A 21,523-nucleotide genomic window follows, 5' to 3' on the forward strand; every position below is an offset into this window, starting at 1 on the left:
CTCATGGTTGGCCGCAATGCATGCCGCCTGAAAGTGCGCAGCGGTTTGGGACAATGACATGCACAAACGACAACCTAAAGCGCGTCGCGTGGGCGCGGCGCGCCTTAGGCCAAAGGCCGGCAAAGCCACGCGATCGCACGTTCCAGGTGTTGCGATAGGACTTCGTGACGGCGGTGGCGCGCGAAATCGGATCCGCGTGCCAGTAGAACGGCTTCATCGTCAAATCCTTGCGGCCAAACGTCATCCGATGCTGGCACAGCGCTAACAACTGCGATGCCGGTCCGCAAGCACCCGAGCCAACAACAGAGCCTAGAACTTATCCAGGTCCTGATGGCGTGCCTTGATCTCGCGCACCGTCCGCGACGACGAGCGCAGCACGATCGTGTGGGTGGTGATGGTGTTGCGGCCGAACTTGACGCCGGCCAGCATGTTGCCGTCGGTGACACCGGTGGCCGCGAACAGCACGTCGCCCCGCGCCATGTCTTCCGTCCGATAGACCCGTTTCGGATCGGAAATACCCATCTTCGCGGCACGCGCGACCTTTTCCGACGTATCGAGGACCAGCCGGCCCTGCATCTGGCCGCCGGTGCAGCGCAGCGCGGCCGCAGCCAGTACCCCCTCCGGTGCACCGCCGGTGCCGAGATAGATATCGATGCCGGTTTCCTCAGGGTCCGTGGTGTGGATGACGCCGGCGACATCGCCGTCACCGATCAGCCGGATCGCGGCACCCGTGGCGCGCACGGCGTCGATCAGCTTGCCATGGCGTGGCCGGTCGAGGATACAGGCGGTGATGTCCGACACCGCGACGCCCTTGGCGTGGGCGAGGCTGGCGATGTTTTCGGCTGGCGAGGCATCGATGTCGATGACGCCGTCGGCGTAGCCCGGACCGATTGCGATCTTGTCCATGTAGACGTCGGGCGCGAACAGCAGGCTGCCCTTCTCGGCAATCGCGATGACGGCCAGTGCATTGGGCAGGTTCTTGGCGCAGATCGTCGTGCCTTCGAGCGGATCGAGCGCGATATCGACCGCCGGGCCTTTGCCCGAGCCGACCTCCTCGCCGATATAGAGCATCGGCGCCTCGTCCCGCTCACCCTCGCCGATCACCACCGTGCCCTTGATGGCAAGCCGGTTGAGTTCCTGGCGCATGGCATCGACGGCGACCTGGTCGGCGGCCTTTTCGTCGCCGCGCCCGCGCAGCCTGGCGGCCGCGACGGCGGCCCGTTCGGTGACGCGCACCAGTTCCATGGTGAGTATCCGGTCCAGGCCGGCGACAATGTTCTGGGCCACATTCATCTGGCAATTTCCTCGTTGACATGCGGCCTCCCGCCGGAGGCGCGTCTCTTTTGTCAAACGAGCATGACAACGGCAAGACCTGTCGGGAGTTTTATCGAATAGCCAGCAACATCAATCGATTGAACCGCATTCTTGAAACGACGCCGGCCCGGTCGAAAAGGACCGGACCGGCTTGAAAGGTGAAAATCAGGCTAGAAGACCGCAAGGTATTTGAGCAGTGAAATGATGCCGATGATGATGACGATGATCTGGGCGATCTGTCTCGTCCGGGCATCGAGCGGCAGGCGCTGAACCAGATAGAGAACGAGGATGATGACGAGAAACGTGATCAGGACGCTGATCAACATGGATAAAGCCATAGTGCCCTCCTGGAAATGATACGCTGAGCCGGCAAAGCCGGCTCCGTCACGGCGCGGTCAATACCAGCGGCGATGCGTGTCGTTCATCGACTGGCCAATGGCGAGGCCAGCCAGAAAGCCGAGCAGACCGATGACGACGACCACGGCTGTCGTCGTGCCGGGGTTTTCGCGCGCGACTTCCGACACCGCGTGTGCCTGGCTGCGCAACTGCTGTGCGGTTCGCGACGCACGCGCCGCGGCTGTCTCGTAGAAATCCGAAGCCTGCTCGCTGGCGTCATCGAGCATTTCCGCGCCCCGCGCCGAAATGCTCTTGTTGATCTTGGTGATCTCCTTGCGCAGTTCGGCGATCTGCTTTTCCAGCGTCTTCCGGATGTCGTCGATATCGGGGGCGTCGGACTTGCTGGTATCGGCCATGAAACGGTTCCTCTGGTTGCTGACCAAGAGAACGGCGCCGGCGCGAATTCGTTCCGGTCGATCATGGCTGCTTGCCATCGGATCGACGTGCAACACCGGCGGGATTCTTGGCCCCGCGCGGCGACCAGAAGGGGAAGCTACCCTGCCCGCTCGATGCGGATGACCTGCGGCTTGTCGGTCAAATGGCCATCCTTGGTGATGCCGTCGACGGCCTTGCGCACGGCGGCTTCGGTCGTCTCATGGGTCACCAGGATCACCGTCTTCTGCGCCGCCGCCTCGCCGTTGACCGCGTGCTGGACGATCGATTCCAATGAAATGTCATTGTCGGCCATGCGCTTGGCGATCGCGGCAAACACGCCGATGCGGTCATGCACGGTCAGCCGGATGAAGTAGCCGCCGGCATGGCTGCGCATCTGCGCCTTCTTGTAGGGTTTCAGCTCCTTCGCCGGCCGGCCGAAGACCGGGCCGTGCTGGAAGCCGGGGCGGCTCTTGGCGATATCGGCGATGTCGCCGATGACGGCCGAGGCGGTAGCATTGCCGCCGGCGCCGGGACCGGAAAGCAGCAGTTCGCCCAATATGTCGGTCTCGATCGCCACCGCATTGGTGACGCCATGCACCTGCGCGATGACCGAGGCGGTCGGCACCATGGTCGGGTGCACGCGCTGCTCGATGCCGCTGTCGGTGCGCTGCGCGACACCCAGCAGCTTGATCCGGTAGCCGAGATCGCCGGCCGCGCGGATGTCGGCCTGGGTGATGTTGGAAATGCCTTCCATATAGATGTCGTTGGCGGCGATCCTGGTGCCGAAGGCAAGGCTGGTCAGGATCGACAGCTTGTGCGCGGTGTCGTGGCCCTCGATGTCGAAAGTCGGATCGGCCTCGGCATAGCCCAGCCGCTGCGCATCCTTCAGGCAGGCGTCGAACGAGATGCCCTCGGCCTCCATGCGGGTCAGGATGTAGTTACAAGTGCCATTGAGAATGCCGAACACGCGGGTGACCGAATTGCCGGCCATGGCCTCGCGCATCGTCTTGATAACCGGGATGCCGCCCGCCACCGCCGCCTCGTAATTGAGCAGCACGCCGCGCTTCTCGGCGATATCGGCCAGCGCCACGCCATGTTTGGCCAGCAGCGCCTTGTTGGCGGTGACGACATGGCGACCGGCTTCAAGTGCCGCCTTCACCGACGACCGCGCCGGCCCCTCGTCGCCGCCGATCAGTTCGACGAACACGTCGATATCGGCGGTCTGCGCCATCTCGGCCGGGTCGTCGAACCACTTTGCCGCGTTGAGATCGATGCCGCGATCGCGCTTCTGGTCGCGCGCCGAAACCGCGGTGACGACGATGTCACGCCCGCATTGCCGGGTCAGTTCCGCCGCCTTGTCGCGCAGCACGCGTGCCACAGACGCGCCAACCGTGCCGAGGCCGGCAATTCCAACACGCAGTGCTTCAGCCATAGCCGGCGACGTCCCTCAAGTCAGATCGAATTGTCTGCGGCAAACTTACCGGTGAGCGGAAAGCGGCACCACATTGTTGGGTTGCTTGGCGCTGGTCGACAGGAAGCGCTTGATGTTGCGCGCCGCCTGCCGGATCCGGTGCTCGTTCTCGACCAGCGCCAGGCGCACGAATTCGTCGCCATGTTCGCCGAAGCCGACGCCGGGCGCCACCGCCACGTCGGCGTGCTCGATGAGCAGCTTGGAGAATTCGAGCGAGCCGAGATGCCGAAACGGTTCCGGGATCGGCGCCCAGGCGAACATCGATGCGGCAGGTGCCGGAATGGTCCAGCCGGCGCGGCCGAAGGCATCGACCATCACATCGCGGCGCTTGTGATAGATGTCGCGCACCTCGGCAATGTCGGCGCCGTCGCCGTTGAGCGCGTGTGCCGCGGCCACCTGGATCGGCGTGAAGGCACCGTAATCGAGATAGGATTTCACCCGCGTCAGCGCCGAGATCAGCCGCTCGTTGCCGACGGCAAAGCCCATGCGCCAGCCTGGCATGGAGAAAGTCTTCGACATCGAGGTGAACTCGACGCAGATGTCGATGGCGCCCGGCACCTGCAGCACCGAGGGCGGTGGATTGCCGTCGAAATAGATTTCCGAATAGGCAAGGTCGGACAGGATGATGATGTCGTTCTTCTTCGCGAAGGCGACCACGTCCTTGTAGAAGTCGAGCGAAGCGACCAGCGCCGTCGGGTTCGACGGGTAGTTGAGGATGAGCGCCAGCGGCTTCGGGATCGAGTGACGAACACCGCGCTCGAGCGCCGGGATGAAACCGTCGTCCGGTTCCACCTGCAGCGAGCGAATGACGCCGCCCGACATGATGAAGCCGAAGGCGTGGATCGGATAGGTCGGATTGGGGCACAGGATCACGTCGCCCGGCGCGGTGATCGCCTGCGCCATGTTGGCGAAGCCCTCTTTCGAGCCCAGCGTCGCCACCACTTGCGTGTCGGGGTTGAGCTTCACGCCGAAGCGCCTGCTATAATAGGCGGCCTGGGCGCGGCGCAGGCCCGGAATGCCGCGCGACGAGGAATAGCGATGCGTACGCGGATCGCGCACGACCTCGCACAGTTTGTCGACGATGGCCTTGGGTGTCGGCAGGTCCGGATTGCCCATGCCGAGGTCGATGATGTCGGCGCCGCGCGACCGGGCGCTGGCCTTGAGCCGGTTGACCTGTTCGAAGACGTAAGGCGGAAGCCGGCGAACCTTGTGAAATTCTTCCATGGCAGTTCCAGACAGCAAAGGGGCCTAGATATCTAAGGGTGTTGGGCGCGCGCTATATACTTATTTGCAGGTAGGGTCGAGGGCGGGATCGCATTTGCCTTCGATCTGCTTCAGCGTTTCGTCGCCATGCTTTTTGGCAAGGTCCGTGAGCGCCGCCTGGTCGGCGACGTCGGGGTTGCCGTTTTTGGCCGCCTGCGCGCCCTGATCCGCCTTCAACTGCGCAAGCTTGGCGTTCTTCTCGGCGTCGGTGAACTGCGGCGCCGCCACTTGCGGCTTGATGTTCAGGTTCGGAAAGGTGCCGGTATCCTTCGCCCCCGTGACAGGCGCCGGACCGTTGGTGCTCGAGCAGCCGGCAATCCCCATGAGGACGATTGCCGCCCCGATGCGGCAAAAATGTCCGGCACCGAAAAAAACAGTCTCGCCAAACTTAATCGTCATATTGTTTCCTTGGCAGCCGCTGTAGAGCGAGATTGGACCCTGTCGGATGTCCCATGTTAATATGTCAAGAAAACGCTTCGGGAGGAACCCCGCGAACCATGTCCAAAACACCCGATTCGGGCAAAGCGGAAGATGACGGGCCTTCGACCGTCGAGCAATATCTGGTGAAGGACCCGGAACGCTTTGCCCTGAACATGGCGCGCATGATCGAGCAAGCCGGCAAAGCGGCCTCCGCATGGGCCGAGCCGCGCGAAAAGGGCGACGTGCGCGATCATGTCGCCGAGCCGGTTGTCGACATGGTGAAGACCTTCTCCAAGCTCAGCGAATACTGGCTTTCCGATCCGCAGCGCGCGCTTGAGGCGCAGACGCGGCTGTTCTCCGGCTACATGACGGTCTGGGCCAACGCCATTCAGCGCACCAGCAACGCGGCGGAAGCCACGGAGGATGCCGTCAAGCCGGAACGTGGCGACAAGCGCTTCCTCGATCCCGAATGGGGCCGCAACGCGTTCTTCGATTTTCTCAAACAGGCCTATCTCGTCACCTCGCGCTGGGCGGCCGACCTGGTCGAGCATGCCGACGGTCTGGACGAGCACACCCGCCACAAGGCCGGCTTCTACGTCAAGCAGGTGGCCAACGCCATCTCGCCGTCGAATTTCATCCTGACCAATCCGGAACTGTTTCGCGAAACCGTGGCCTCGAACGGCGAGAACCTGGTGCGCGGCATGAAGATGCTGGCCGAGGACATCGCCGCCGGCAAGGGTGACCTGAAGCTGCGCCAGGCCGACTATTCGCCTTTCGAGATCGGCAAGAACATCGCCACTACCCCCGGCAAGGTGGTTGGCCGCAGCGATGTCGCGGAGATCATCCAGTACGATCCGGCGACCGACACGGTCCTCAAGCGGCCGCTGCTGATCTGCCCGCCATGGATCAACAAGTTCTACATCCTTGATCTGAACCCGCAGAAATCGTTCATCCGCTGGGCGATCGAGCAGGGCCACACCGTGTTCGTCATCTCCTGGATCAATCCGGACGAACGGCACGGCACCAAGGGCTGGGAAGCCTATATCCGCGAGGGCCTGCAATACGGCCTCGACACGGTCGAGAAGGCCACCGGCGAACGGGACGTCAACGCGATCGGCTATTGCGTCGGCGGTACGCTCTTGGCGGCGGCATTGGCGCTGATGGCGCGGGAAGGCGACGACCGCATCAAGTCGGCCACTTTCTTCACCACCCAGGTCGACTTCACCTATGCCGGCGACCTGAAAGTGTTCGTCGACGAAGAGCAGGTCGCGGCGGTGGAAAAGTCGATGAGCGAAAAAGGCTACCTCGACGGCTCCAAGATGGCGACCGCCTTCAACATGCTGCGTTCGGGCGACCTGATCTGGCCCTATGTCGTCAACAACTACATGCGCGGCAAGGATCCCCTGCCCTTCGACCTGCTCTACTGGAACGCCGATTCGACCCGCATGGGCGCGGCCAATCACTCTTTCTACCTGCGCAACTGCTATCTCGAGAACAACCTGTCGCAAGGCATGATGGAACTGGCGGGCCACACGGTCTCGCTCGGGGACATTACCATCCCGATCTACAACCTCGCCTCCAAGGAAGATCACATCGCGCCGGCGCTCTCGGTGTTCCTCGGCTCGAAATATTTCGGCGGCAAGGTCGACTACGTGATGGCGGGATCGGGCCATATCGCCGGGGTCGTCAATCCGCCGGCATCCAACAAGTACCAGTACTGGACCGGGGGGACGCCGACGGGCGACTTCGGCGAGTGGATGGCTAAGGCCACCGACCATCCCGGATCCTGGTGGCCGCACTGGCAAAGCTGGATAGAGGCCAAGGACAACACCCGCGTGCCTGCCCGCAAACCCGGCAAGCATATGAAAACCTTGGGCGATGCTCCCGGTACCTATGTGAAGGTGCGTGTGTAACGGACTGTAATGTCTGGTGAGTTGACGGGCCGTCAAAAGCGGGCGAAATGGTGTCGTCAACCATCAAGCAGCCGTAATTCGGCAATCGCTGCAAAAATACTTCCAGGCTTGCGGATTTGACACAGGTCTCGTTTCCGGATCGGAGACAAAGGTCACCTCGACGCTGACGTCAGTGCTGCATCGGGGATATACCGACCGGACATCGAGGGGGAATTTGGCTTTGAAATCAGCAGGATGGAGCCTCGCAAAGGGAGAACGCCGCGCCATCGTGGCCGCTCTCTGCTCCGTGCTTCTGGCTTCCTGCACCTCGGCCGGCGACCCGACCATGTCGGTTGGAATGCCCGGCTATAATGCCACTGCATCGGACATAAGCGCTGCCTCGAACGGCAAGTCGATCACCGTCGCCGATTCGTCGCAAACCACGACCGAGCAGACGACCGTGATGACGGCGAGCGATACGGCGCTGCCCGAGAAGGTCGCCTATGTGCCGGTGGCCAACCCGCAGGCCGCCTTTCCGCTGGCCACACCGGCGAGCGCTGAGACGATCGCTGGAAACACCCCACAGTCCTTGCAGCAGCCGGCGCAGACGGCGCAGCAGAGCGACGCGGTTGCCCAGCAGATTGCCGCGGCCGATGCCGGCGTGAACGCGCCGAAGCCGGCAGCCGCTCCGGCGATGGACAATCCGGTCTATGTGACGGCTGGCGAGATGCCGCAGGCCGACGCGCCGAAGAAAAAAGGCTTCCTGGCCTCGATGTTTGGCGCCACGCCCGCCTCGGCAGCACCGGCGCCGCTTATCAACACCAGGTCGGGCGAGCAGCCCGCGGCACAAGCCAAGCCGGCGCCAGCAGCGGCAAAACCGATCATAACGCTGGCCTCGGCCGATTCCACGGCAAAGCCTGTACAGTTGGCTTCGCTCGGCGGCGATACCGGCCACATAACCGGTAGCGATGCACTGCCCGGCGTGCGCCAGACAGCCTTGTTCGAAATCAAGCGCAAATCCGGCCTCGATGACGAGAGCGACGTCGATCTCAACGAGGACGAGGGTCCGATCGGTGGGTCCTATCAGGTCGCGTCCGCCGCCGGCATGGCCCGGCTGGCGCCCAACGGATTGCTCAAGCAGAACGAGAGCGTCGATGTGGCTTGCCTGAAGCCATCGCTGGTTCGCGTGCTGAAGACGATCGAAGGCCACTACGGCCGCAAGATGACGGTGACCTCAGGCTATCGCGACCCGGCCCGCAATCGCCGTGCCAACGGCGCCAAGAATTCGCTGCACATGTATTGCGCCGCCGCCGACATCCAGGTGCCCGGCGTCTCCAAATGGGAGCTGGCGAACTACATCAGAAGCATGCCCGGCCGCGGCGGCGTCGGTACCTACTGCCACACAGAATCCGTGCATGTCGATGTCGGCCCCGAGCGCGACTGGAACTGGCGCTGCCGTAGGCGCAGCGGCGGTGGCGACGGCTAGTCCTGCCTGCTCTGCCCGGATTTGCAGGCATGCCACGCGGCATGGCTCGCGGGATATCGGAACCTTACCGGACCTTGCAAAATCCCTGATTGGAAAGGCTGGAAAAAAGTTGTCCAAGGCGACAACTGACGGGTTGCCGGTTGCACGCAACGCCAGTATAAGCCGCTTTCATCTGAGCGCGCCCATCGTCTAGCGGTCAGGACACCGCCCTTTCACGGCGGTAACAGGGGTTCGATTCCCCTTGGGCGTACCAGATAAAGCACCTGGCTTAGAACCTCCCTTCCCTGGCCAATATCGGCCTCGAATCATGAAAAAGCCCGCCAGCCAAGGGCTGCGGCGCCGGCCGTATATCGTTCGATCATATATCGAATGGTGAATAGACCGCCCTCCCGAAGAGCCTCATAGTTCCAAGAGGCCCGGGGCGTATTACGTCCAGGGAGGATCCAATGAAAAGCGCACTACGATCACAACAGCTATCGCGCTTGCACGCGCGTCATCGCCTGCGGAAATGACCAAGATCGCCCTTGCCACCGCCGCCATCCTCGTTGCCACGGGCAGCGCTTTTGCGAGCGGCGACTAAAGGAAGGAGGCGACACGGGGTTGTCTGTAAAGGGGAACTACAATGAGGTTAGCTATCATTTGCACAGCAATTGTGATTGCCGCTTCATCCAGCGTCACCGTTGCGCACGAGAAGAAGGTGGTGGTCAGAAAAGCAGTACCGCCACCCTGCGCCGATCTGTCAGGCACGATCAAGAAAAAGAGAGCCACTGAGTTGGATTGCCGTTCGACCGGAACTGTCTCCGGCGCGACCTCGCAAGCCAATTCAAAAGGCAAATCGGAACCGCGCCTAGGTTACGAAACGGTTCGTCCTGGGATCATATCAAACTTTTAGTTGCTGCAATCACCCCGGGCGCAGGGCCGGGGTGATTGTAGCCTATGTTAATGGCTGCAAGGGCACGACTGAGCGGCCAAAGCACGCCTCCGCTTCCTGGCGCTTGAGCCAGGTATCGAGATCGGCGCTGCATAGACGCAAGGCTGCTGCCCCGCGTCTTGACTACCGATTGGGGCGGTCCTTCGCCATGACGTTGAAAAGTAGGAAGCACGCCAATAACGACACGAGCCCGCCTATCAGGCCGTCGACTGTCAGACCGAAAAAATAGACTGAAACGAACGCCAACGCCGCCATTGTTCCACCGCGGACCGGAAGCCTCCAACCAAGATAGAACTGTTAGGCGGCTCTAATGTTCCGCTCCTTCAACAGGGGGTCGATTTCCCCTTGGGCAAACCAGGGATTTCAAGCACTGTCGTTTTGATCGATACGTCGAATGCCGGTCAAATATGGGCCTGCGACGGCAACCCAATCGGTCAAGCCGGACCTTGTTGCCAAACCCCACACCAGGCGGACCATGTACCCTAACTGCCGACCAGCGGCACGGTAACGGTGGTCGCGTAGTTGATCGGGAAGGAGCTCAAGTAAGGGAAGTCGATGACGAAGGCGTAGGTGGCGGTCAGATGCGCCATGCGAAAGCCACCGCTCGCCGGATCGATGGCGATCGTGACGTTCACATCCTTCAAACCCAAGGCCTGCAGTTTCTGTGTGGCGATCGATTGGATGTCGGCCTGGGTCAGCGTGTTCTGAAGCTGCAGCGAGCGTGCTGATGTCTCCAGCGTATAGCGAACGCTGGACACGGAGTTCATCGCCCAGCCGAAGGCGAAGATCCCGAACAGCAGGATGATGAGGAAGGGCGCGATCAGCGCGAATTCCAATCCGGCTCCGCCCGATCGGTCCCGCCTGAACGCGCCTGCCCTAACGGACACGGATCACCTCCTGGTGGCCAATGGTACTGGGGGCGGAAAAGACGCCAAAGGTGAAGGGCGGCGTCCAGGTGGCCGATGCCTGGATCTGAACATAGACCGATGGCACCTTGGGCCCACTGCACAAGGTGGAAGCGTCGACCACGGTCGTCCCGCACATGTAAATCCGGCTTAGCGTGACCTGGCCGTCCTCCGGCCGCTTCTCCCAGCTCGAAACGGCAACGGCCTGCGTCGCCGTATCATTGGTCGATCCCGCCATCACCAAGTTTGCCGCTGTCTTGACGCCGGCGCGCATCGACAGCGAACTGGTCATATACGACCAGCCGTCGATGATGCCGAGCAACGCCACGCACAGGAAGGGCAGGACCAACGCGAACTCGACCGCCGCAACGCCCGCTTTATCACTCAGGATCGGCACCGATCGGCGTTCCACGGAGACTACTCCACCAGCGCCACGGACTGCGCCGCCGGAATGTCGCGCATTCCGAGGCTCGTGCAATCCTGGTTGACGGTTGTGCTGCCGGACCATTGAATCGTATTGGCGACGACCTGGGTGCAGCCGCTGTTGCCCGAGAAGTTGCCAAGATAACTCACTTGCTGTTTGGGGAAGTAGATGGCCCCGGTCAGCAGCGAATCCGCGGTGCCGTTGAATATGCTGGATGCGCTGTTGCCGGTCCTGTCGCCGTAGAACAGCACACCGGAATAGGGCCCCGAGGTCGGCGCGCTGAGCTTCACGGAGGCGTTGCCATTCATACTGACGGTCGAACTGCCCGACATGAAGATGGTCACACCGCTGCCGATGATGGCCGCGTTGGCATTTATCTTGAGATCGCCCTGAACGACATAGACGCCGGGCGAGAGGGTGACATTGCCCTTTAGCGTCATGCCGCTGCAATAGGTGCCTGGACTCAGCGTCGCCTTGTTGTCGTTCTGGCAAGGGTTCGAGGCCGCCGGGACCGGCAGGTCGGCAAATGGATCGGGGGCAGGCAGCGCCTGGGTGATCGGGGCCGCGCAGACGGTGGTGACGGGATTGCTGAGAGAGATGCCGCCCGCCGATATCAGGCAATCGACCTGGAGGCTCGCCGAGCCCTGAAGCTGGATGGCGTCCGGAGCAATCGAATTGGCCATCACCGAGCAGCCGACGACCTTCACGGTGGTATTGCCGGAAAACAGTACAGCCTGCGAGGCGGTCGGATCGAGCGCGCGCATGCAGGCCTTCGAGGCATTGGTGATGAGCGCCACCGCCCTCGCCTGTTCGGGAACCTTGCTCTGCGTGAAGATCGCGGTGAACATCCGGTCGAGGTTCTGGCCGACGATAACCTCGACCGCTTTCTTCGCCGTATTCGGCCCTGACACCGGCGGCGTATTGACGACGATCGTGCCCGAGCCCAGCCCATTCGTCGCGGCCGACCGGGTCGCGGCCGCGATGATCGTCGGCTTGTCGGAACCCGAGATTTGTTCGAGCGCGCCGGCATAGGCCGCGGCATCGGCCGTCGCCTGCAGTTTCAGGCTGTTGTAGTACCAGTAGGAGGTCTCCACCCCGAAGCCTGCGGCGCCGACAACGATCGGCAAGGTCAGGGCGAAGATGGTGGCAACGTTTGCGCTCGAACCCCGGCATACACCGTTCGCTATAAGCCGAATTCGGGTAAAGCAACTGAAGGCCATGAGACAGATTAGAAAACACGTATGTATGAACGATTGGCTAAAAAGTTCAGTTCATTTTTTGATCAGCAATCTATTGACTTCCAAAGAAGCGGTTCGTTGGTTGCCGGACGAGCAAAAAAGCTCGCCTCCCGCGCGGGCGATTGCCGGAGCTAGTTTACCATTTGCTAACAGCGCAACTGCAGACGGCGGCAAGCCGACCCGCGATGGGGCAGGATCGGACGACCGGCAAACTGGGACCAAGGTCCGTCTGGCGGCGTAATTGGCGCGTCGCGCATGGCCACGGCCAACGCTTACGCGCAAAAAGAGTAAAATTGCGTAACTTTGTGGAGCAGTTTTGCTTTCACGCGGAAAGAACTGGTGTCGGTGCAGCGGTCGCGCCGACCGACATTTCTCTCTGCACGGCCAGGAAGAACCTGCGCACTTCGTCACTGGCTGCTGTCCTGTCCCTGCCGGATCCGACAACGAGATCGAGCAACTCCGACGCCTTGGCCCTCCAGAATGAGGTGGCGGTGTCGCCGTGCAGTTTGTCAAGCTTGGCAGCAACCTCCCTGACCAGGAATATCTGACGATCAATCGGGAACGCGCGGACGTTTTCTGGAGACATCTTCCGAACCATGAACTGACGCAACGAATCAACCATTGCTGAATAAGCAATGGCGTAGCCGCGAAGGTGGAAACGGAAGCTTAACGGCGCTGACATTGACGCGCGTCTCGGTGCAGTCTTCGGGGAGGACGACAGGGACGCAATGATCCGCACTCGCCATCGCCGTGCGCGGTCGACCGCGATCATTGACGTTTCAGTCAGGGCAAGCGAACGGTCGACGGCCTTCAAGCCTGCAGCGTTTTCGCCTCGCCGCCACGCCTGCTCGGCGTCATCATGTCCCTGGCCATCAGTCCGCTCGCACGACAAAACGCCATGAACGCCCGGCAGGCATCTTCGGTCTTGACCACGTCCACCGTGGCGCCAAAGCAGGCGTTGAACGCTTTCTGATAAAGCGGGCCCTGACGGCGCGCAGGCCAGTCCTGAAGAATATCCAGCGCCTGTTCGACGCTGTAAATCTCCTCGACTGGCAGGCCCGGCGCGGGTGCGATCCGCACCGGCACCTCGAATTGCAGTCTGTCCATTCCAGTCTCCAGAACTGGCGTCACCGGAGCAACGCTGTTCGTCGTCAAAAGTTGCTTTGACTGGCTTTTGGCCCAGAAATGTGTCGCTACTGCGGTCGCGACCATTGCGTTGATCCGACTGCGCCGGACCGCCAGGCCTACTGGTTCGCCGGATCCGTCTCCGCATCGAAAGCCATGCGGACGGCGATGATCAGCACAAATGCACTCGGCACCGCGAAGATGCCGCCGAGAACAAGTGCCGCCATTGCCGACAGGCCGAGCGTCTCGGCAACCGCCCAATAGACGGTTCCGATGCAGATGAGCGCCTGGACGGAGAGGAACGCGGCGGCCGAGGCCGCGCGCGACAGGGTTTTGAATGTCTTGATGCGTTGCATTGAAATGGTCCGGACATAACGCGCCCGCGACCGGTGCGCGGCCGACGGCCGCCGCACGGGTCACGACGCGAACAGGGATGGGTATGAGGTGAAGGTGCGGTTCTGGACCGCTCAGGCCGCGATGGTCGGCGGCGCACGCGGCTGGTGGGCATTCGCCCTGGGATCCGAGGCCGCTCCGTATCCCGAAACAACCGCTTTCGGCGAAGTCCGTTCAACCCAAAGAAAAACAGCGTCGAGAATCGGCAGGGCTGGATGGCCGCTGGCGAACTTGACCAGGGCCGGTCGAACGGCACGAACTTCCAGCGCTTGCGCCTTGCCGGTGACACGCAGCAGCGCCGCCGCCTCTCCAGACCGTTCCAGGCCGACGCTGGCACCACCTTGCGCAGTGTCCGCGAAGGCTGGCACGTCCGGGCGGCCGAGGCACAGCATCGCCAGCAGCACCAGGCCCATCAGGCTTGAGCAGGCTGCCGTCAGCGGCGCTTCAAGCAATCTGGTTTGCTTGGCCGCCGTGAAGGGGCGCGGTCCGGAAAACATCCCCCGCCCTAACGCACGACGGCCAGAAAGGAAAGCAAGCCGGGCAAAAACCGGCAAGACATCATCCCGTGCCAAGATGCGTTGAGATCGAGGTCAGGCCGAGTCGAAAACGCTGGAACGGAGCGGTGCGTGCTTAAAAGTACGTGGGCATCGGAAGCGCAGGAAACCAGCGTTTGCAGGCCGGCATCACCTGAATATCAACACGCCTTAGGCGAATATCCCGGACTGCGCGGCTGCATCGGGCAGTTCTTCCTTGAACCTTTTGCCCTCAAGTGCCAAATCTGGGGAGATTTTCACGTTGGCTCTCTTGCAGGGCCCTACCCGGCAATACGGACAAAATGGTCACCTATCTCGACGCCGCCACGGCACCACTCAGAAACACCGGCCAAATCCGCCTCTATGGCGAGGACGGCTTTGCCGGCATGCGCAAGGCATGCGATCTCACCGCGCGCTGCCTCGACGAGCTGGTGCCGATGGTCGAGCCCGGCGTCACCACCGAAGCCATCGACCGCTTCGTCTTCGAATTCGGCATGGACCACGGCGCGCTGCCGGCGACGCTCAACTATCGCGGCTACACGAAATCGTCCTGCACCTCGATCAACCATGTCGTCTGCCATGGCATCCCCGACAACAAGCCGCTCAAGGATGGCGATATCGTCAACATCGACGTCACCTACATCCTCGACGGCTGGCACGGCGATTCCTCGCGCATGTACCCGGTCGGCACGATCAAGCGCGCCGCCGAGCGCTTGCTCGAAGTCACCCATGAATGCCTGATGCGCGGCATCGCGGCGATCAGGCCCGGCGCCCGCATCGGCGCCATCGGTGCAGCCATCCAGACCTATGCCGAGGGCGAGCGCTGTTCGGTGGTGCGCGACTTCTGCGGCCACGGCGTCGGCCAGCTCTTTCACGATGCCCCGAACATCCTGCACTATGGCAGCGCCAATGAGGGCGTCGAAATGCGGCCCGGCATGATCTTCACCGTCGAACCGATGATCAATCTCGGCCGCCCGCATGTGAAGGTCCTGTCGGACGGCTGGACCGCGGTGACCCGCGACCGTTCGCTGTCGGCGCAGTATGAACACACGATCGGCGTGACCGACACCGGCTGCGAGATCTTCACGCTGTCGCCCAAGAAGCTCGACCGCCCCGGCCTACCGGCTTAATCTTGTTCCGCCGGGTTCTTCCGGCCAGGAAATGCGGAGCGGGGTTGTGGGGACAGGAAGCGACGACGACGAGCGAGGCTTCTTTTCCGAAGTGCCGATGCGGCCGGCGGCGAAGGCCAAGCCGCTCGAGGAAAAACCGCACTATCTCGGCCATCGCGACCGCTTGCGCGAGCGCTTTGCCTCGGCCGGTTCGGACGCCCTGCCCGACTACGAATTGCTGGAACTTCTGCTCTTCCGTCTGATCCCCCGCGCCGACACCAAACCAGTCGCCAAGGCGCTGCTGGCACGCTTTGGCACGCTGGCCGAAGTGCTCGGTGCTCCGCTCGGCCTGCTGCAGGAGGTCAAGGGCATCGGCCCGGCGGTGGCGCTCGACCTGAAGGTCGTCGCGGCGACCGCGCAGCGCATGGCGCGCGGCGAGGTCCGCGGCCGCGAGATCCTCTCCTCATGGACGCAGCTTCTCGACTATTGCCGCTCGGCAATGGCGTTCGAGGAGCGCGAGCAGTTCCGCGGTCTTATGTAGCAAACGCACCAAACCCCGACGACCAAAGGAGGGGACCGTGAGCTAGGCGGCGCGCCGTGTGGGCGCAAGCGGCATGGGCCGCTGTCTTTTGCCGGCGCTTCCTACCTGCTAGTCTGTCGGGATGGGGTGGCTTTACAGAAAGATTCGAGAATTCGAGTGGATTGTGTCGCTATGGGCTTTGGCGACGACCTCTCCAACTTTCTGGCTTGTGGTTGCTGCGGTGGCCGCAGTGCTGACCGCAGTTGGATCAGTCCTCTACGATGCGGCATCGTGGATCAATGGGTATGGCCGGTCGGGATGGATACTGGCCGTTGTCGCGGCCATAATTTTGGTGTGCGGGGTTATCGTGAGTGTAACTGCGGCTTGGCGTGGCATCCGCAGCATTCGATCTGGAACCCGCACTCCCCAATCAAGCGAAGCGAATGGTCGGGCCGAAGCGCGTGAAAGCGCTAGGGATGAAACGCTTCGCAGAATAGACAGGTCGATCTTTCTGTTGCTTGTAAGCGCGACGGATGAAGGGACGCATAGAGCACTGTGGAAGGCTTATAAGGCGCTTCCGGAACGATCCAGCGGTGACAGCGATGACGCCTTGCTACGGATTGCAAACGGCCTGAAGGGTCACGAAAGTGAGACTGGCGCGGCATTGAACGGCACCCGATGGTGGGGTGAATTTTCGGTCGCGATGGCGGATGCGCTCTATCTGGCCGATGTTGAATTGCGCACGGCAAAACTGCCAGACGGCATCCATCCAATGATCTATCGTGAATATGCGATTGCGGATCGAAAACGCGAAGCCCTGAAAACGTTCCTAGAGAACGCAATCTCTACTTCTGACAACAATAGAGACTATACACTTGGCATGCTCAGGGATCAGAAAAAGTTTCACGACAAAGCCTAGCCCCCCCAACATTAGGCTCTTGGTCCCTAAAGCCGTAAGGCATTGCAGGAGAAAGGCGGCTGTAAACTTGCCCCTAGAGAGCTTATTCCGCACGTTCACTTCCTTCTCGTCAACGCCAATCGCATTCAGCTTTTCTACGAGCTGCGAATAGGTCACACCCTTCCGCTTCAATTCGGCTTTCAGGAGGTTAGCCGCTAGGGCTTCGTAGTCCGTCTTTTCCGCCATGGTATCGCCTTTGCAGGAAAATGTATCGAAATCGATACATATGCCCTTGTATGGGATACGTCAACGTACTACATTCGTTACTTAGGTAACGGAAACAGTACGTCATGACCCAGCACTTCCTCCTTTCCGCCGAAAGCCGCACCCTATCTCTCAAGGAGATTTACAAGGGTGGCGAGGAAAAGGCTTACGACACGTTCAAGCGCCTTCGTTGGGCTTCGACGCAAGGCGAGCCTGTTTGCCCGAAATGCGGGTGCCTGGATCATTACGACATTCCGACCCGTCGCAAATTCAAGTGTGCCGCTTGCGGTGCGCAGTTCTCTGTCACGTCAGGCTCTATCTTCGCTTCGCGCAAGCTGTCGTTCACCGATTTGCTGGCGGCGATCTGCCTGTTTGTGAACGGCTCCAAGGGCATGTCGTCGGTCCAGTTCTCCCGCGATTTGGACGTCCAGTACAAGACCGCCTTCGTGCTGTCGCACAAGCTGCGCGAAGCCCTGTCGGCTGAAACCAAGAACGAAATCCTGGAAGGCGAAATCGAAATCGACGGTGCATTTTTCGGAGGTGTGGTGCGCCCTGAGAACCGCGTAGAGGACCGCAAGGACCGTCGCATGAAGGAACACCAGTCAGACCGTCGCCGCGTCGTCATCGCCCTGCGTGAGCGCGCTGGCCGCACCCTAACCTTTGTCCGCAACCGTGAAGCCGAAGGCGTCGAGATCGCCCGCGCTCGGATGCTGGCCGGATCAAAGCTGTTCGCCGACGAAGCCAATCATTGGGACGCCTTGGAAGTTGATTACGCTTCGACCCGCATCAACCACTCGGAAAGCTACAGCGACGGCCACGGCAAGCACACCAACATGGTCGAAAGCTATTTCAGCCGCCTTCGCCGCATGGTCGTCGGCCAGCACCACCACGTTTCGCACAAGTACCTCTATCAGTACGCGAACCATGCCGCTTGGCTGGAAGATCACCGTCGCCGCTCAAACGGCGGTAACGCCTTCGCCATCCTTGGCGGAGCGCTCAATCATCCGGTGTCGCGGGTGTGGGCTGGGTATTGGCAGCGTGAAAGTGCTTAACCCTCGCGCAAGCTAGACCGTGGTACAAGGAGCTATACGCCTGATGGCGTATTGCAACTACGCCAGTAACCTCTATATGCTGGCGTTGGACTTAACCCGTCCAACCACCGGAGAATACCATGAATCAGAAACTGCGAGTGATCTGCTATCAGGATCACGGCGTGTGGCTTGCGCAGGGACTGGAACACGATATCTGTGTGCAGGCCGAGACCCTAGACGACCTCTGCGGTCGTTTGGAGGTAGCCGTACGGTTAGAATGTGAAGACGGCGGGCTTGATCACATTGGGCCAGCACCCGAACACTTCCAGCGTATGTGGGACCGGAAATCGGGTAATTTTACGCCGATGGGCTCCAACGCCGGCGAATACGAACTGGCGCTAGCAGCATAAGGTTTCGCAGATGGCCTACCCTTTCGGAGGCCATCCGCGCCTTGCCGACTACATTGGACAAGCGCGACAAGATCACGGTGCCACGTGTCAAAGCGGCACCGCCGCTGACAGTTCGGGCAAGGCCCATGCCGTCAGCAAGATCAAAGTTCCGTCCGGTAAATCGGTCGTCGTCGTCGGAATGGACCAAACCGACCATCTGACCCCTTCGATGGTCGGATACCTTGATCGCCGGCTGGAAATCACTTCGCCGTGGTTTTCGGTCGATCCGGGCGATAACAACCCGTTTGCAGAATAGATGGGCTTTTCGCGTCGCTTAGCAGGCCTCTGGCCTTCCGCCTTCGCCGGACCTTGGCAGTATTGACGCACTGCCTGATCCGTTCGACCAGCGACGGCTCCCAGCCCTTCATTTGAACAATTCGCTGGGCCGTCTCTTTGTTGGCCTTGCTGCCTTCCGCCTCGCACTTCAGAATTAGCCGGTAAAGCTCGCCCTTGCGGAACCGATTCGGCTTCCGTCGCAGCGGCACGATTTGGGACGGGTCGCCCTTGTAGCCAAGGATTAGAAGCACCGCGTCTATGTGCTGGAGGTGGTGAGCCAGGTCCGCACCCTTGAAGCGGATTAGGCCGGATATCTCGGCCCGCTTGGCAACAAGCGTGTTGATGGCGTGCTGGTATCGGGTGGAGCGGACAGTCGGCGCTACTCTTGGCATCCCACGGATTTTATGGGAACCCACTCAAAAGAGCGCGCGGGAAGTTGGTGCGTTTGCTACATAAGACCGCAGTTCCGCATCCTGTTCCTCGACAAGAAGAACGCGCTGATCGCCGATGAGGTGCAGCAGGTCGGCACCGTCGACCACACGCCTGTCTACCCGCGCGAGGTGATCAAGCGCGCGCTCGACCTCTCGGCGACCGCGATCATTCTGGTGCACATCATCGTCAGGCGACCGACGCACCGTCGCTGCGCGCCGACATCGAGATATAGCCGGCACGAAGGCGGCCAGGCGGTCGCCGCACCACGCCAGCGTCAACGCGCCGGGGTGAAGCGCCAACAATGGTGGCCGCCGCCGTCGCGCCCCATGCGTGAAGCCCGGTGTGGTGGCTCAGGGGATAAGCGCCGCATCGTGAATTCACAACCGTCACATCACGATCCGCTGTGCTGTTCATAGCCTTCGGGCACGCGCGGGCACGGTTTCCGGTCGGCACGCCGGTGCGGGATGCTCGACGCGCCAGCTTCCGGCGTCTATGTCGAAAGCGCATTGCGGCGGACGTGCCACCACATGCGGGCGCTGCCAGCTCGAGTGCAGGAAGGCAATTGTCGCCAGCACACAAGATCGTCCTCCTCCAACGACCACATACTACTCCCAAGGGCGCCAAGGAAGACGCTAGGAGCGCGTCCGCGGCCTGCCCGTGCGGCTGCCGCCTGTCCGGTTCGGCGCAATCCTCGGCGATCTCGTCATCAGGACGTGCCGCAGGACACGGTCATCAACGCGACAGACCATCCTGCAAGGATGCCGCACACAGGTGATCGCCCGCGAGCGGCGCATCCGCATGTGCTATGTCGAGATCGAAGAGCCGGACATGCACAATCCTGCAGGCGATCTCGACCGCTGAAGATCGCCCTGGTATGCACAGACGTGGGTCTCGAAAGCCGCGCTTTCGATTTGTATCTGCTGCCGCCGGTGCAGGCATCTTGCGACCAAGGGCAACTGGACCGCGCTACAGCCGCCATCTATCAAGGATGCCGACAGCGAGATCCGCGCGCGTCGTGCACTGTGCCGGGCCTCAAGAACGAGGCATATGGGCTTGCTGCAGATATCGGCTCCGACCACCTCGCCATGCATCTCTGGTGTCGCTGCTGTCGGCCGCGTCGCCGCTTCTTCCTGCACCTCCAATCCGCAGATCGCTTCGTGCGAGGATCTGATGCAGCCGCGTCTCCTATGTGATGATGACTCCGGAGTGGTGTGCCGCGAGGCATGACGGTCGCCTTCGTGCGCGAAGCGATCTCCGGTCTGTCCGACAGGTCGGCGCCGAAGGCAATGTCCACGCGCCACACACATCTGGATCCGTCTTCGTCGCAATCCGATCATGACACCAGCTGCCTTCCTCGGCATCGATCCGGACCGAGCTTGCGGCGCGCACCTATTGCAACTGACCAGCACCGTATTCGTGTGCCGTGCACATCAAGGTGCGTCCGACATACGGCCTGAAGCTCAATCAGGGCCGCTACGGCTCTACATGCTGCCTATGCATCGCCGGCACGTCGGCGCGATGCCGCAGCGGTACGCGTGTCGAAGCGCATCGCGCCAGGACGAGATGATGCTGATCGTCGACGTCGGCACCAATGCGAGATCGTGCTCTCGGACAACCGTGCGCGGGTCGCTGGCTGCTTCTCTCCACCGGCCCGGCTTCGAGGGCGCGGTTGTACTCTCCGGTGGCCAGCGTGACCGCCACCTGGCGCCATCGAGCGGCTAACGTGCGCTAGTCGACCCGACACGCTGGAGCCGAAGTATCGCGTCATCGGCTCGGAACTGTGGTCGACGAGCGGGCTTCTCGCGACAGCGTGCAGGCACCGTGTCACCGGCATACTGCGGCTCCGGCATCTTCGAGGTCGTCGCGAGATGTATCTCGCGGCTCATCTCCGAGACGGCGTCATCGATGGTCGGCTTGCGCGCGCGCTCGCCGCGCGTCACTCGCCATAGCCGCACTTACTCCTACATGCTGAAGGAACGCGCACCGAAGATCACCATCACCCGACGACGTACGCGCCATCCAGCTCGCAAGGCAGCGCTTCTATGCCGCACCAGCTGTTGATGGAAAAGCCGCTCACCGACCTGTCGACCAGCATCCATTCGCGCCGGCGCCTTCAGGCTCCTTCATACGATCCGAAATACGCATGGGGCTGGCCTGATCCCGATTGCGACCGCGACCAGGTTCTCGGCTGTCGCAACGCGCCGGCGCCGGCAGCGCCGCATGGCGCTGCTCAACCGCGGCTACCGCCGCGAGATCGAGACACGGTCAGCAAGATCGAGAAGATCGAGACCGCGCTGGAGCCAAAATTCCAGGAGCATTTCGTCTACGCGATGGCGCTGCCCAAGCAAGGTCGATCCGTTCCGAAACTGTCGGACGGC

General features: G+C 61.7%; 23 protein-coding genes, 1 tRNA gene and 3 pseudogenes. 12 read left to right on the forward strand and 15 right to left on the reverse strand.

Going from position 1 to position 21,523, the window contains the following annotated elements:
* Position 1: 1 nt before the first annotated feature.
* The 7 genes from ACFSQT_RS26190 to ACFSQT_RS26220 form a co-directional block, all read right to left on the reverse strand.
* Complete coding sequence (locus tag ACFSQT_RS26190) at positions 2 to 217, reverse strand: DUF6434 domain-containing protein (protein ID WP_379023589.1); 216 nt, start codon at positions 215 to 217, stop codon at positions 2 to 4.
* Positions 218 to 309: 92 nt separating this feature from the next.
* On the reverse strand, positions 310 to 1,293 hold the full coding sequence (gene glpX, locus ACFSQT_RS26195) for a class II fructose-bisphosphatase (protein ID WP_379023591.1): 984 nt from the start codon (positions 1,291 to 1,293) through the stop codon (positions 310 to 312).
* A 191-nt stretch (positions 1,294 to 1,484) separates the two neighbouring features.
* On the reverse strand, positions 1,485 to 1,652 hold the full coding sequence (locus tag ACFSQT_RS26200; RefSeq protein ID WP_379023593.1) for a Thivi_2564 family membrane protein: 168 nt from the start codon (positions 1,650 to 1,652) through the stop codon (positions 1,485 to 1,487).
* Positions 1,653 to 1,709: 57 nt separating this feature from the next.
* Positions 1,710 to 2,066 (reverse strand): hypothetical protein, encoded by a 357-nt coding sequence (locus tag ACFSQT_RS26205; protein WP_379023595.1) that lies wholly within the window; start codon positions 2,064 to 2,066, stop codon positions 1,710 to 1,712.
* A gap of 137 nt (positions 2,067 to 2,203) precedes the next feature.
* The gene (locus tag ACFSQT_RS26210; RefSeq protein ID WP_379023597.1) at positions 2,204 to 3,517 is read right to left on the reverse strand and encodes a homoserine dehydrogenase; all 1,314 of its coding nucleotides are present in this window, start codon (positions 3,515 to 3,517) and stop codon (positions 2,204 to 2,206) included.
* 45 nt (positions 3,518 to 3,562) lie between these two features.
* A complete protein-coding gene (locus tag ACFSQT_RS26215; protein WP_379023599.1) occupies positions 3,563 to 4,780 on the reverse strand; it encodes an LL-diaminopimelate aminotransferase in 1,218 nt (405 codons plus the stop codon).
* 60 nt (positions 4,781 to 4,840) lie between these two features.
* Positions 4,841 to 5,143 (reverse strand): hypothetical protein, encoded by a 303-nt coding sequence (locus tag ACFSQT_RS26220; RefSeq protein ID WP_379023601.1) that lies wholly within the window; start codon positions 5,141 to 5,143, stop codon positions 4,841 to 4,843.
* A gap of 173 nt (positions 5,144 to 5,316) precedes the next feature.
* Here ACFSQT_RS26220 and ACFSQT_RS26225 point away from each other — a divergent pair, with 173 nt between their 5' ends.
* The 3 genes from ACFSQT_RS26225 (at position 5,317) to ACFSQT_RS26235 (ending at position 8,870) form a co-directional block, all read left to right on the forward strand.
* Positions 5,317 to 7,152, forward strand: a complete 1,836-nt coding sequence (locus tag ACFSQT_RS26225) for a PHA/PHB synthase family protein (protein WP_379023603.1) — start codon at positions 5,317 to 5,319, stop codon at positions 7,150 to 7,152.
* Positions 7,153 to 7,366: 214 nt separating this feature from the next.
* Positions 7,367 to 8,617 carry a YcbK family protein gene (locus ACFSQT_RS26230; protein ID WP_379023605.1) on the forward strand — a complete coding sequence of 417 codons (1,251 nt, stop codon included), beginning with the start codon at positions 7,367 to 7,369 and terminating at the stop codon, positions 8,615 to 8,617.
* A 178-nt stretch (positions 8,618 to 8,795) separates the two neighbouring features.
* Positions 8,796 to 8,870: transfer RNA gene (locus ACFSQT_RS26235), tRNA-Glu, on the forward strand.
* A 1,160-nt stretch (positions 8,871 to 10,030) separates the two neighbouring features.
* On the opposite strand, the gene ACFSQT_RS26240 is transcribed toward ACFSQT_RS26235, so the two are convergent.
* Genes ACFSQT_RS26240 through ACFSQT_RS26250 form a run of 3 tightly spaced genes read right to left on the reverse strand, consistent with a single transcriptional unit; the run spans position 10,031 to position 12,097 of the window.
* Positions 10,031 to 10,435, reverse strand: a complete 405-nt coding sequence (locus ACFSQT_RS26240; RefSeq protein WP_379023607.1) for a TadE/TadG family type IV pilus assembly protein — start codon at positions 10,433 to 10,435, stop codon at positions 10,031 to 10,033.
* Entirely contained in the window at positions 10,425 to 10,865 is a 441-nt protein-coding gene (locus ACFSQT_RS26245; RefSeq protein ID WP_379023609.1) for a TadE/TadG family type IV pilus assembly protein, read from the reverse strand. The genes ACFSQT_RS26240 and ACFSQT_RS26245 overlap by 11 nt, the downstream gene beginning before the upstream one ends.
* Positions 10,866 to 10,870: 5 nt before the next feature.
* Positions 10,871 to 12,097, reverse strand: a complete 1,227-nt coding sequence (locus tag ACFSQT_RS26250) for a pilus assembly protein TadG-related protein (protein WP_379023611.1) — start codon at positions 12,095 to 12,097, stop codon at positions 10,871 to 10,873.
* Between the two features lie 25 nt (positions 12,098 to 12,122).
* Between ACFSQT_RS26250 and ACFSQT_RS26255 the strand changes: the two genes are divergently transcribed.
* Positions 12,123 to 12,356, forward strand: coding sequence for a hypothetical protein (locus tag ACFSQT_RS26255; protein WP_379023613.1), 234 nt, complete (start codon positions 12,123 to 12,125; stop codon positions 12,354 to 12,356).
* Between the two features lie 81 nt (positions 12,357 to 12,437).
* Here ACFSQT_RS26255 and ACFSQT_RS26260 read toward each other — a convergent pair whose 3' ends face one another.
* The 4 genes from ACFSQT_RS26260 to ACFSQT_RS26275 all read right to left on the reverse strand — a co-directional run bounded on the left by ACFSQT_RS26260 (position 12,438) and on the right by ACFSQT_RS26275 (position 14,085).
* A complete protein-coding gene (locus ACFSQT_RS26260; protein ID WP_379023615.1) occupies positions 12,438 to 12,929 on the reverse strand; it encodes a DUF6074 family protein in 492 nt (163 codons plus the stop codon).
* Positions 12,926 to 13,222, reverse strand: coding sequence for a DUF982 domain-containing protein (locus tag ACFSQT_RS26265; RefSeq protein WP_379023637.1), 297 nt, complete (start codon positions 13,220 to 13,222; stop codon positions 12,926 to 12,928). Before ACFSQT_RS26265 ends, ACFSQT_RS26260 begins: the two co-directional genes overlap by 4 nt.
* A gap of 137 nt (positions 13,223 to 13,359) precedes the next feature.
* On the reverse strand, positions 13,360 to 13,596 hold the full coding sequence (locus tag ACFSQT_RS26270) for a hypothetical protein (protein ID WP_379023617.1): 237 nt from the start codon (positions 13,594 to 13,596) through the stop codon (positions 13,360 to 13,362).
* Positions 13,597 to 13,707: 111 nt separating this feature from the next.
* The gene (locus ACFSQT_RS26275; RefSeq protein ID WP_379023619.1) at positions 13,708 to 14,085 is read right to left on the reverse strand and encodes a hypothetical protein; all 378 of its coding nucleotides are present in this window, start codon (positions 14,083 to 14,085) and stop codon (positions 13,708 to 13,710) included.
* A gap of 383 nt (positions 14,086 to 14,468) precedes the next feature.
* On the opposite strand from ACFSQT_RS26275, the gene map reads away from it, so the two are divergent.
* The 3 genes and pseudogenes from map to ACFSQT_RS26290 all read left to right on the forward strand — a co-directional run bounded on the left by map (position 14,469) and on the right by ACFSQT_RS26290 (position 16,714).
* Positions 14,469 to 15,296 carry a type I methionyl aminopeptidase gene (gene map, locus ACFSQT_RS26280; protein WP_379023621.1) on the forward strand — a complete coding sequence of 276 codons (828 nt, stop codon included), beginning with the start codon at positions 14,469 to 14,471 and terminating at the stop codon, positions 15,294 to 15,296.
* 46 nt (positions 15,297 to 15,342) lie between these two features.
* Positions 15,343 to 15,804 (forward strand): annotated as a pseudogene (locus tag ACFSQT_RS26285) (UPF0758 domain-containing protein); the annotation flags it as partial.
* Positions 15,805 to 15,937: 133 nt separating this feature from the next.
* Entirely contained in the window at positions 15,938 to 16,714 is a 777-nt protein-coding gene (locus tag ACFSQT_RS26290; RefSeq protein ID WP_379023623.1) for a hypothetical protein, read from the forward strand.
* Here ACFSQT_RS26290 and ACFSQT_RS26295 read toward each other — a convergent pair.
* Positions 16,625 to 16,939, reverse strand: a complete 315-nt coding sequence (locus tag ACFSQT_RS26295) for a DUF6471 domain-containing protein (RefSeq protein ID WP_379023625.1) — start codon at positions 16,937 to 16,939, stop codon at positions 16,625 to 16,627. The two genes, ACFSQT_RS26290 and ACFSQT_RS26295, sit on opposite strands and share 90 nt — an antisense overlap.
* A 104-nt stretch (positions 16,940 to 17,043) precedes the next feature.
* Between ACFSQT_RS26295 and ACFSQT_RS26300 the strand changes: the two genes are divergently transcribed.
* The 5 genes and pseudogenes from ACFSQT_RS26300 to ACFSQT_RS26320 all read left to right on the forward strand — a co-directional run.
* Positions 17,044 to 18,009, forward strand: a complete 966-nt coding sequence (locus tag ACFSQT_RS26300; RefSeq protein ID WP_379023627.1) for an IS1595 family transposase — start codon at positions 17,044 to 17,046, stop codon at positions 18,007 to 18,009.
* A gap of 119 nt (positions 18,010 to 18,128) precedes the next feature.
* Complete coding sequence (locus tag ACFSQT_RS26305; RefSeq protein ID WP_379023629.1) at positions 18,129 to 18,398, forward strand: hypothetical protein; 270 nt, start codon at positions 18,129 to 18,131, stop codon at positions 18,396 to 18,398.
* 10 nt (positions 18,399 to 18,408) lie between these two features.
* Positions 18,409 to 18,693: a hypothetical protein gene (locus tag ACFSQT_RS26310; protein ID WP_379023631.1), complete on the forward strand. Its 285-nt coding sequence runs from the start codon at positions 18,409 to 18,411 to the stop codon at positions 18,691 to 18,693.
* Positions 18,694 to 19,168: 475 nt separating this feature from the next.
* A pseudogene (locus ACFSQT_RS26315) lies at positions 19,169 to 19,377 on the forward strand (JAB domain-containing protein); the annotation flags it as partial.
* A gap of 1,810 nt (positions 19,378 to 21,187) precedes the next feature.
* Positions 21,188 to 21,523 (forward strand): annotated as a pseudogene (locus tag ACFSQT_RS26320) (ASKHA domain-containing protein); the annotation flags it as partial.

This window comes from Mesorhizobium calcicola (genome assembly GCF_042682105.1).
GTDB classification, from domain to species: domain Bacteria; phylum Pseudomonadota; class Alphaproteobacteria; order Rhizobiales; family Rhizobiaceae; genus Mesorhizobium; species Mesorhizobium calcicola.

Coding starts and splice junctions, on each gene's coding strand:
- map (WP_379023621.1), top strand. CDS start 14,469: ATGGTCACCTATCTCGACGCCGCCACGGCACCACTCAGAAACACCGGC.
- ACFSQT_RS26250 (WP_379023611.1), bottom strand. CDS start 12,097: ATGGCCTTCAGTTGCTTTACCCGAATTCGGCTTATAGCGAACGGTGTA.
- ACFSQT_RS26200 (WP_379023593.1), bottom strand. CDS start 1,652: ATGGCTTTATCCATGTTGATCAGCGTCCTGATCACGTTTCTCGTCATC.
- ACFSQT_RS26305 (WP_379023629.1), top strand. CDS start 18,129: ATGAATCAGAAACTGCGAGTGATCTGCTATCAGGATCACGGCGTGTGG.
- ACFSQT_RS26310 (WP_379023631.1), top strand. CDS start 18,409: ATGGCCTACCCTTTCGGAGGCCATCCGCGCCTTGCCGACTACATTGGA.
- ACFSQT_RS26220 (WP_379023601.1), bottom strand. CDS start 5,143: ATGGGGATTGCCGGCTGCTCGAGCACCAACGGTCCGGCGCCTGTCACG.
- ACFSQT_RS26255 (WP_379023613.1), top strand. CDS start 12,123: ATGAACGATTGGCTAAAAAGTTCAGTTCATTTTTTGATCAGCAATCTA.
- ACFSQT_RS26190 (WP_379023589.1), bottom strand. CDS start 217: ATGAAGCCGTTCTACTGGCACGCGGATCCGATTTCGCGCGCCACCGCC.
- ACFSQT_RS26205 (WP_379023595.1), bottom strand. CDS start 2,066: ATGGCCGATACCAGCAAGTCCGACGCCCCCGATATCGACGACATCCGG.
- ACFSQT_RS26225 (WP_379023603.1), top strand. CDS start 5,317: ATGTCCAAAACACCCGATTCGGGCAAAGCGGAAGATGACGGGCCTTCG.
- ACFSQT_RS26215 (WP_379023599.1), bottom strand. CDS start 4,780: ATGGAAGAATTTCACAAGGTTCGCCGGCTTCCGCCTTACGTCTTCGAA.
- glpX (WP_379023591.1), bottom strand. CDS start 1,293: ATGAATGTGGCCCAGAACATTGTCGCCGGCCTGGACCGGATACTCACC.
- ACFSQT_RS26300 (WP_379023627.1), top strand. CDS start 17,044: ATGACCCAGCACTTCCTCCTTTCCGCCGAAAGCCGCACCCTATCTCTC.
- ACFSQT_RS26265 (WP_379023637.1), bottom strand. CDS start 13,222: ATGGACAGACTGCAATTCGAGGTGCCGGTGCGGATCGCACCCGCGCCG.
- ACFSQT_RS26210 (WP_379023597.1), bottom strand. CDS start 3,517: ATGGCTGAAGCACTGCGTGTTGGAATTGCCGGCCTCGGCACGGTTGGC.
- ACFSQT_RS26270 (WP_379023617.1), bottom strand. CDS start 13,596: ATGCAACGCATCAAGACATTCAAAACCCTGTCGCGCGCGGCCTCGGCC.
- ACFSQT_RS26290 (WP_379023623.1), top strand. CDS start 15,938: ATGGGGTGGCTTTACAGAAAGATTCGAGAATTCGAGTGGATTGTGTCG.
- ACFSQT_RS26295 (WP_379023625.1), bottom strand. CDS start 16,939: ATGGCGGAAAAGACGGACTACGAAGCCCTAGCGGCTAACCTCCTGAAA.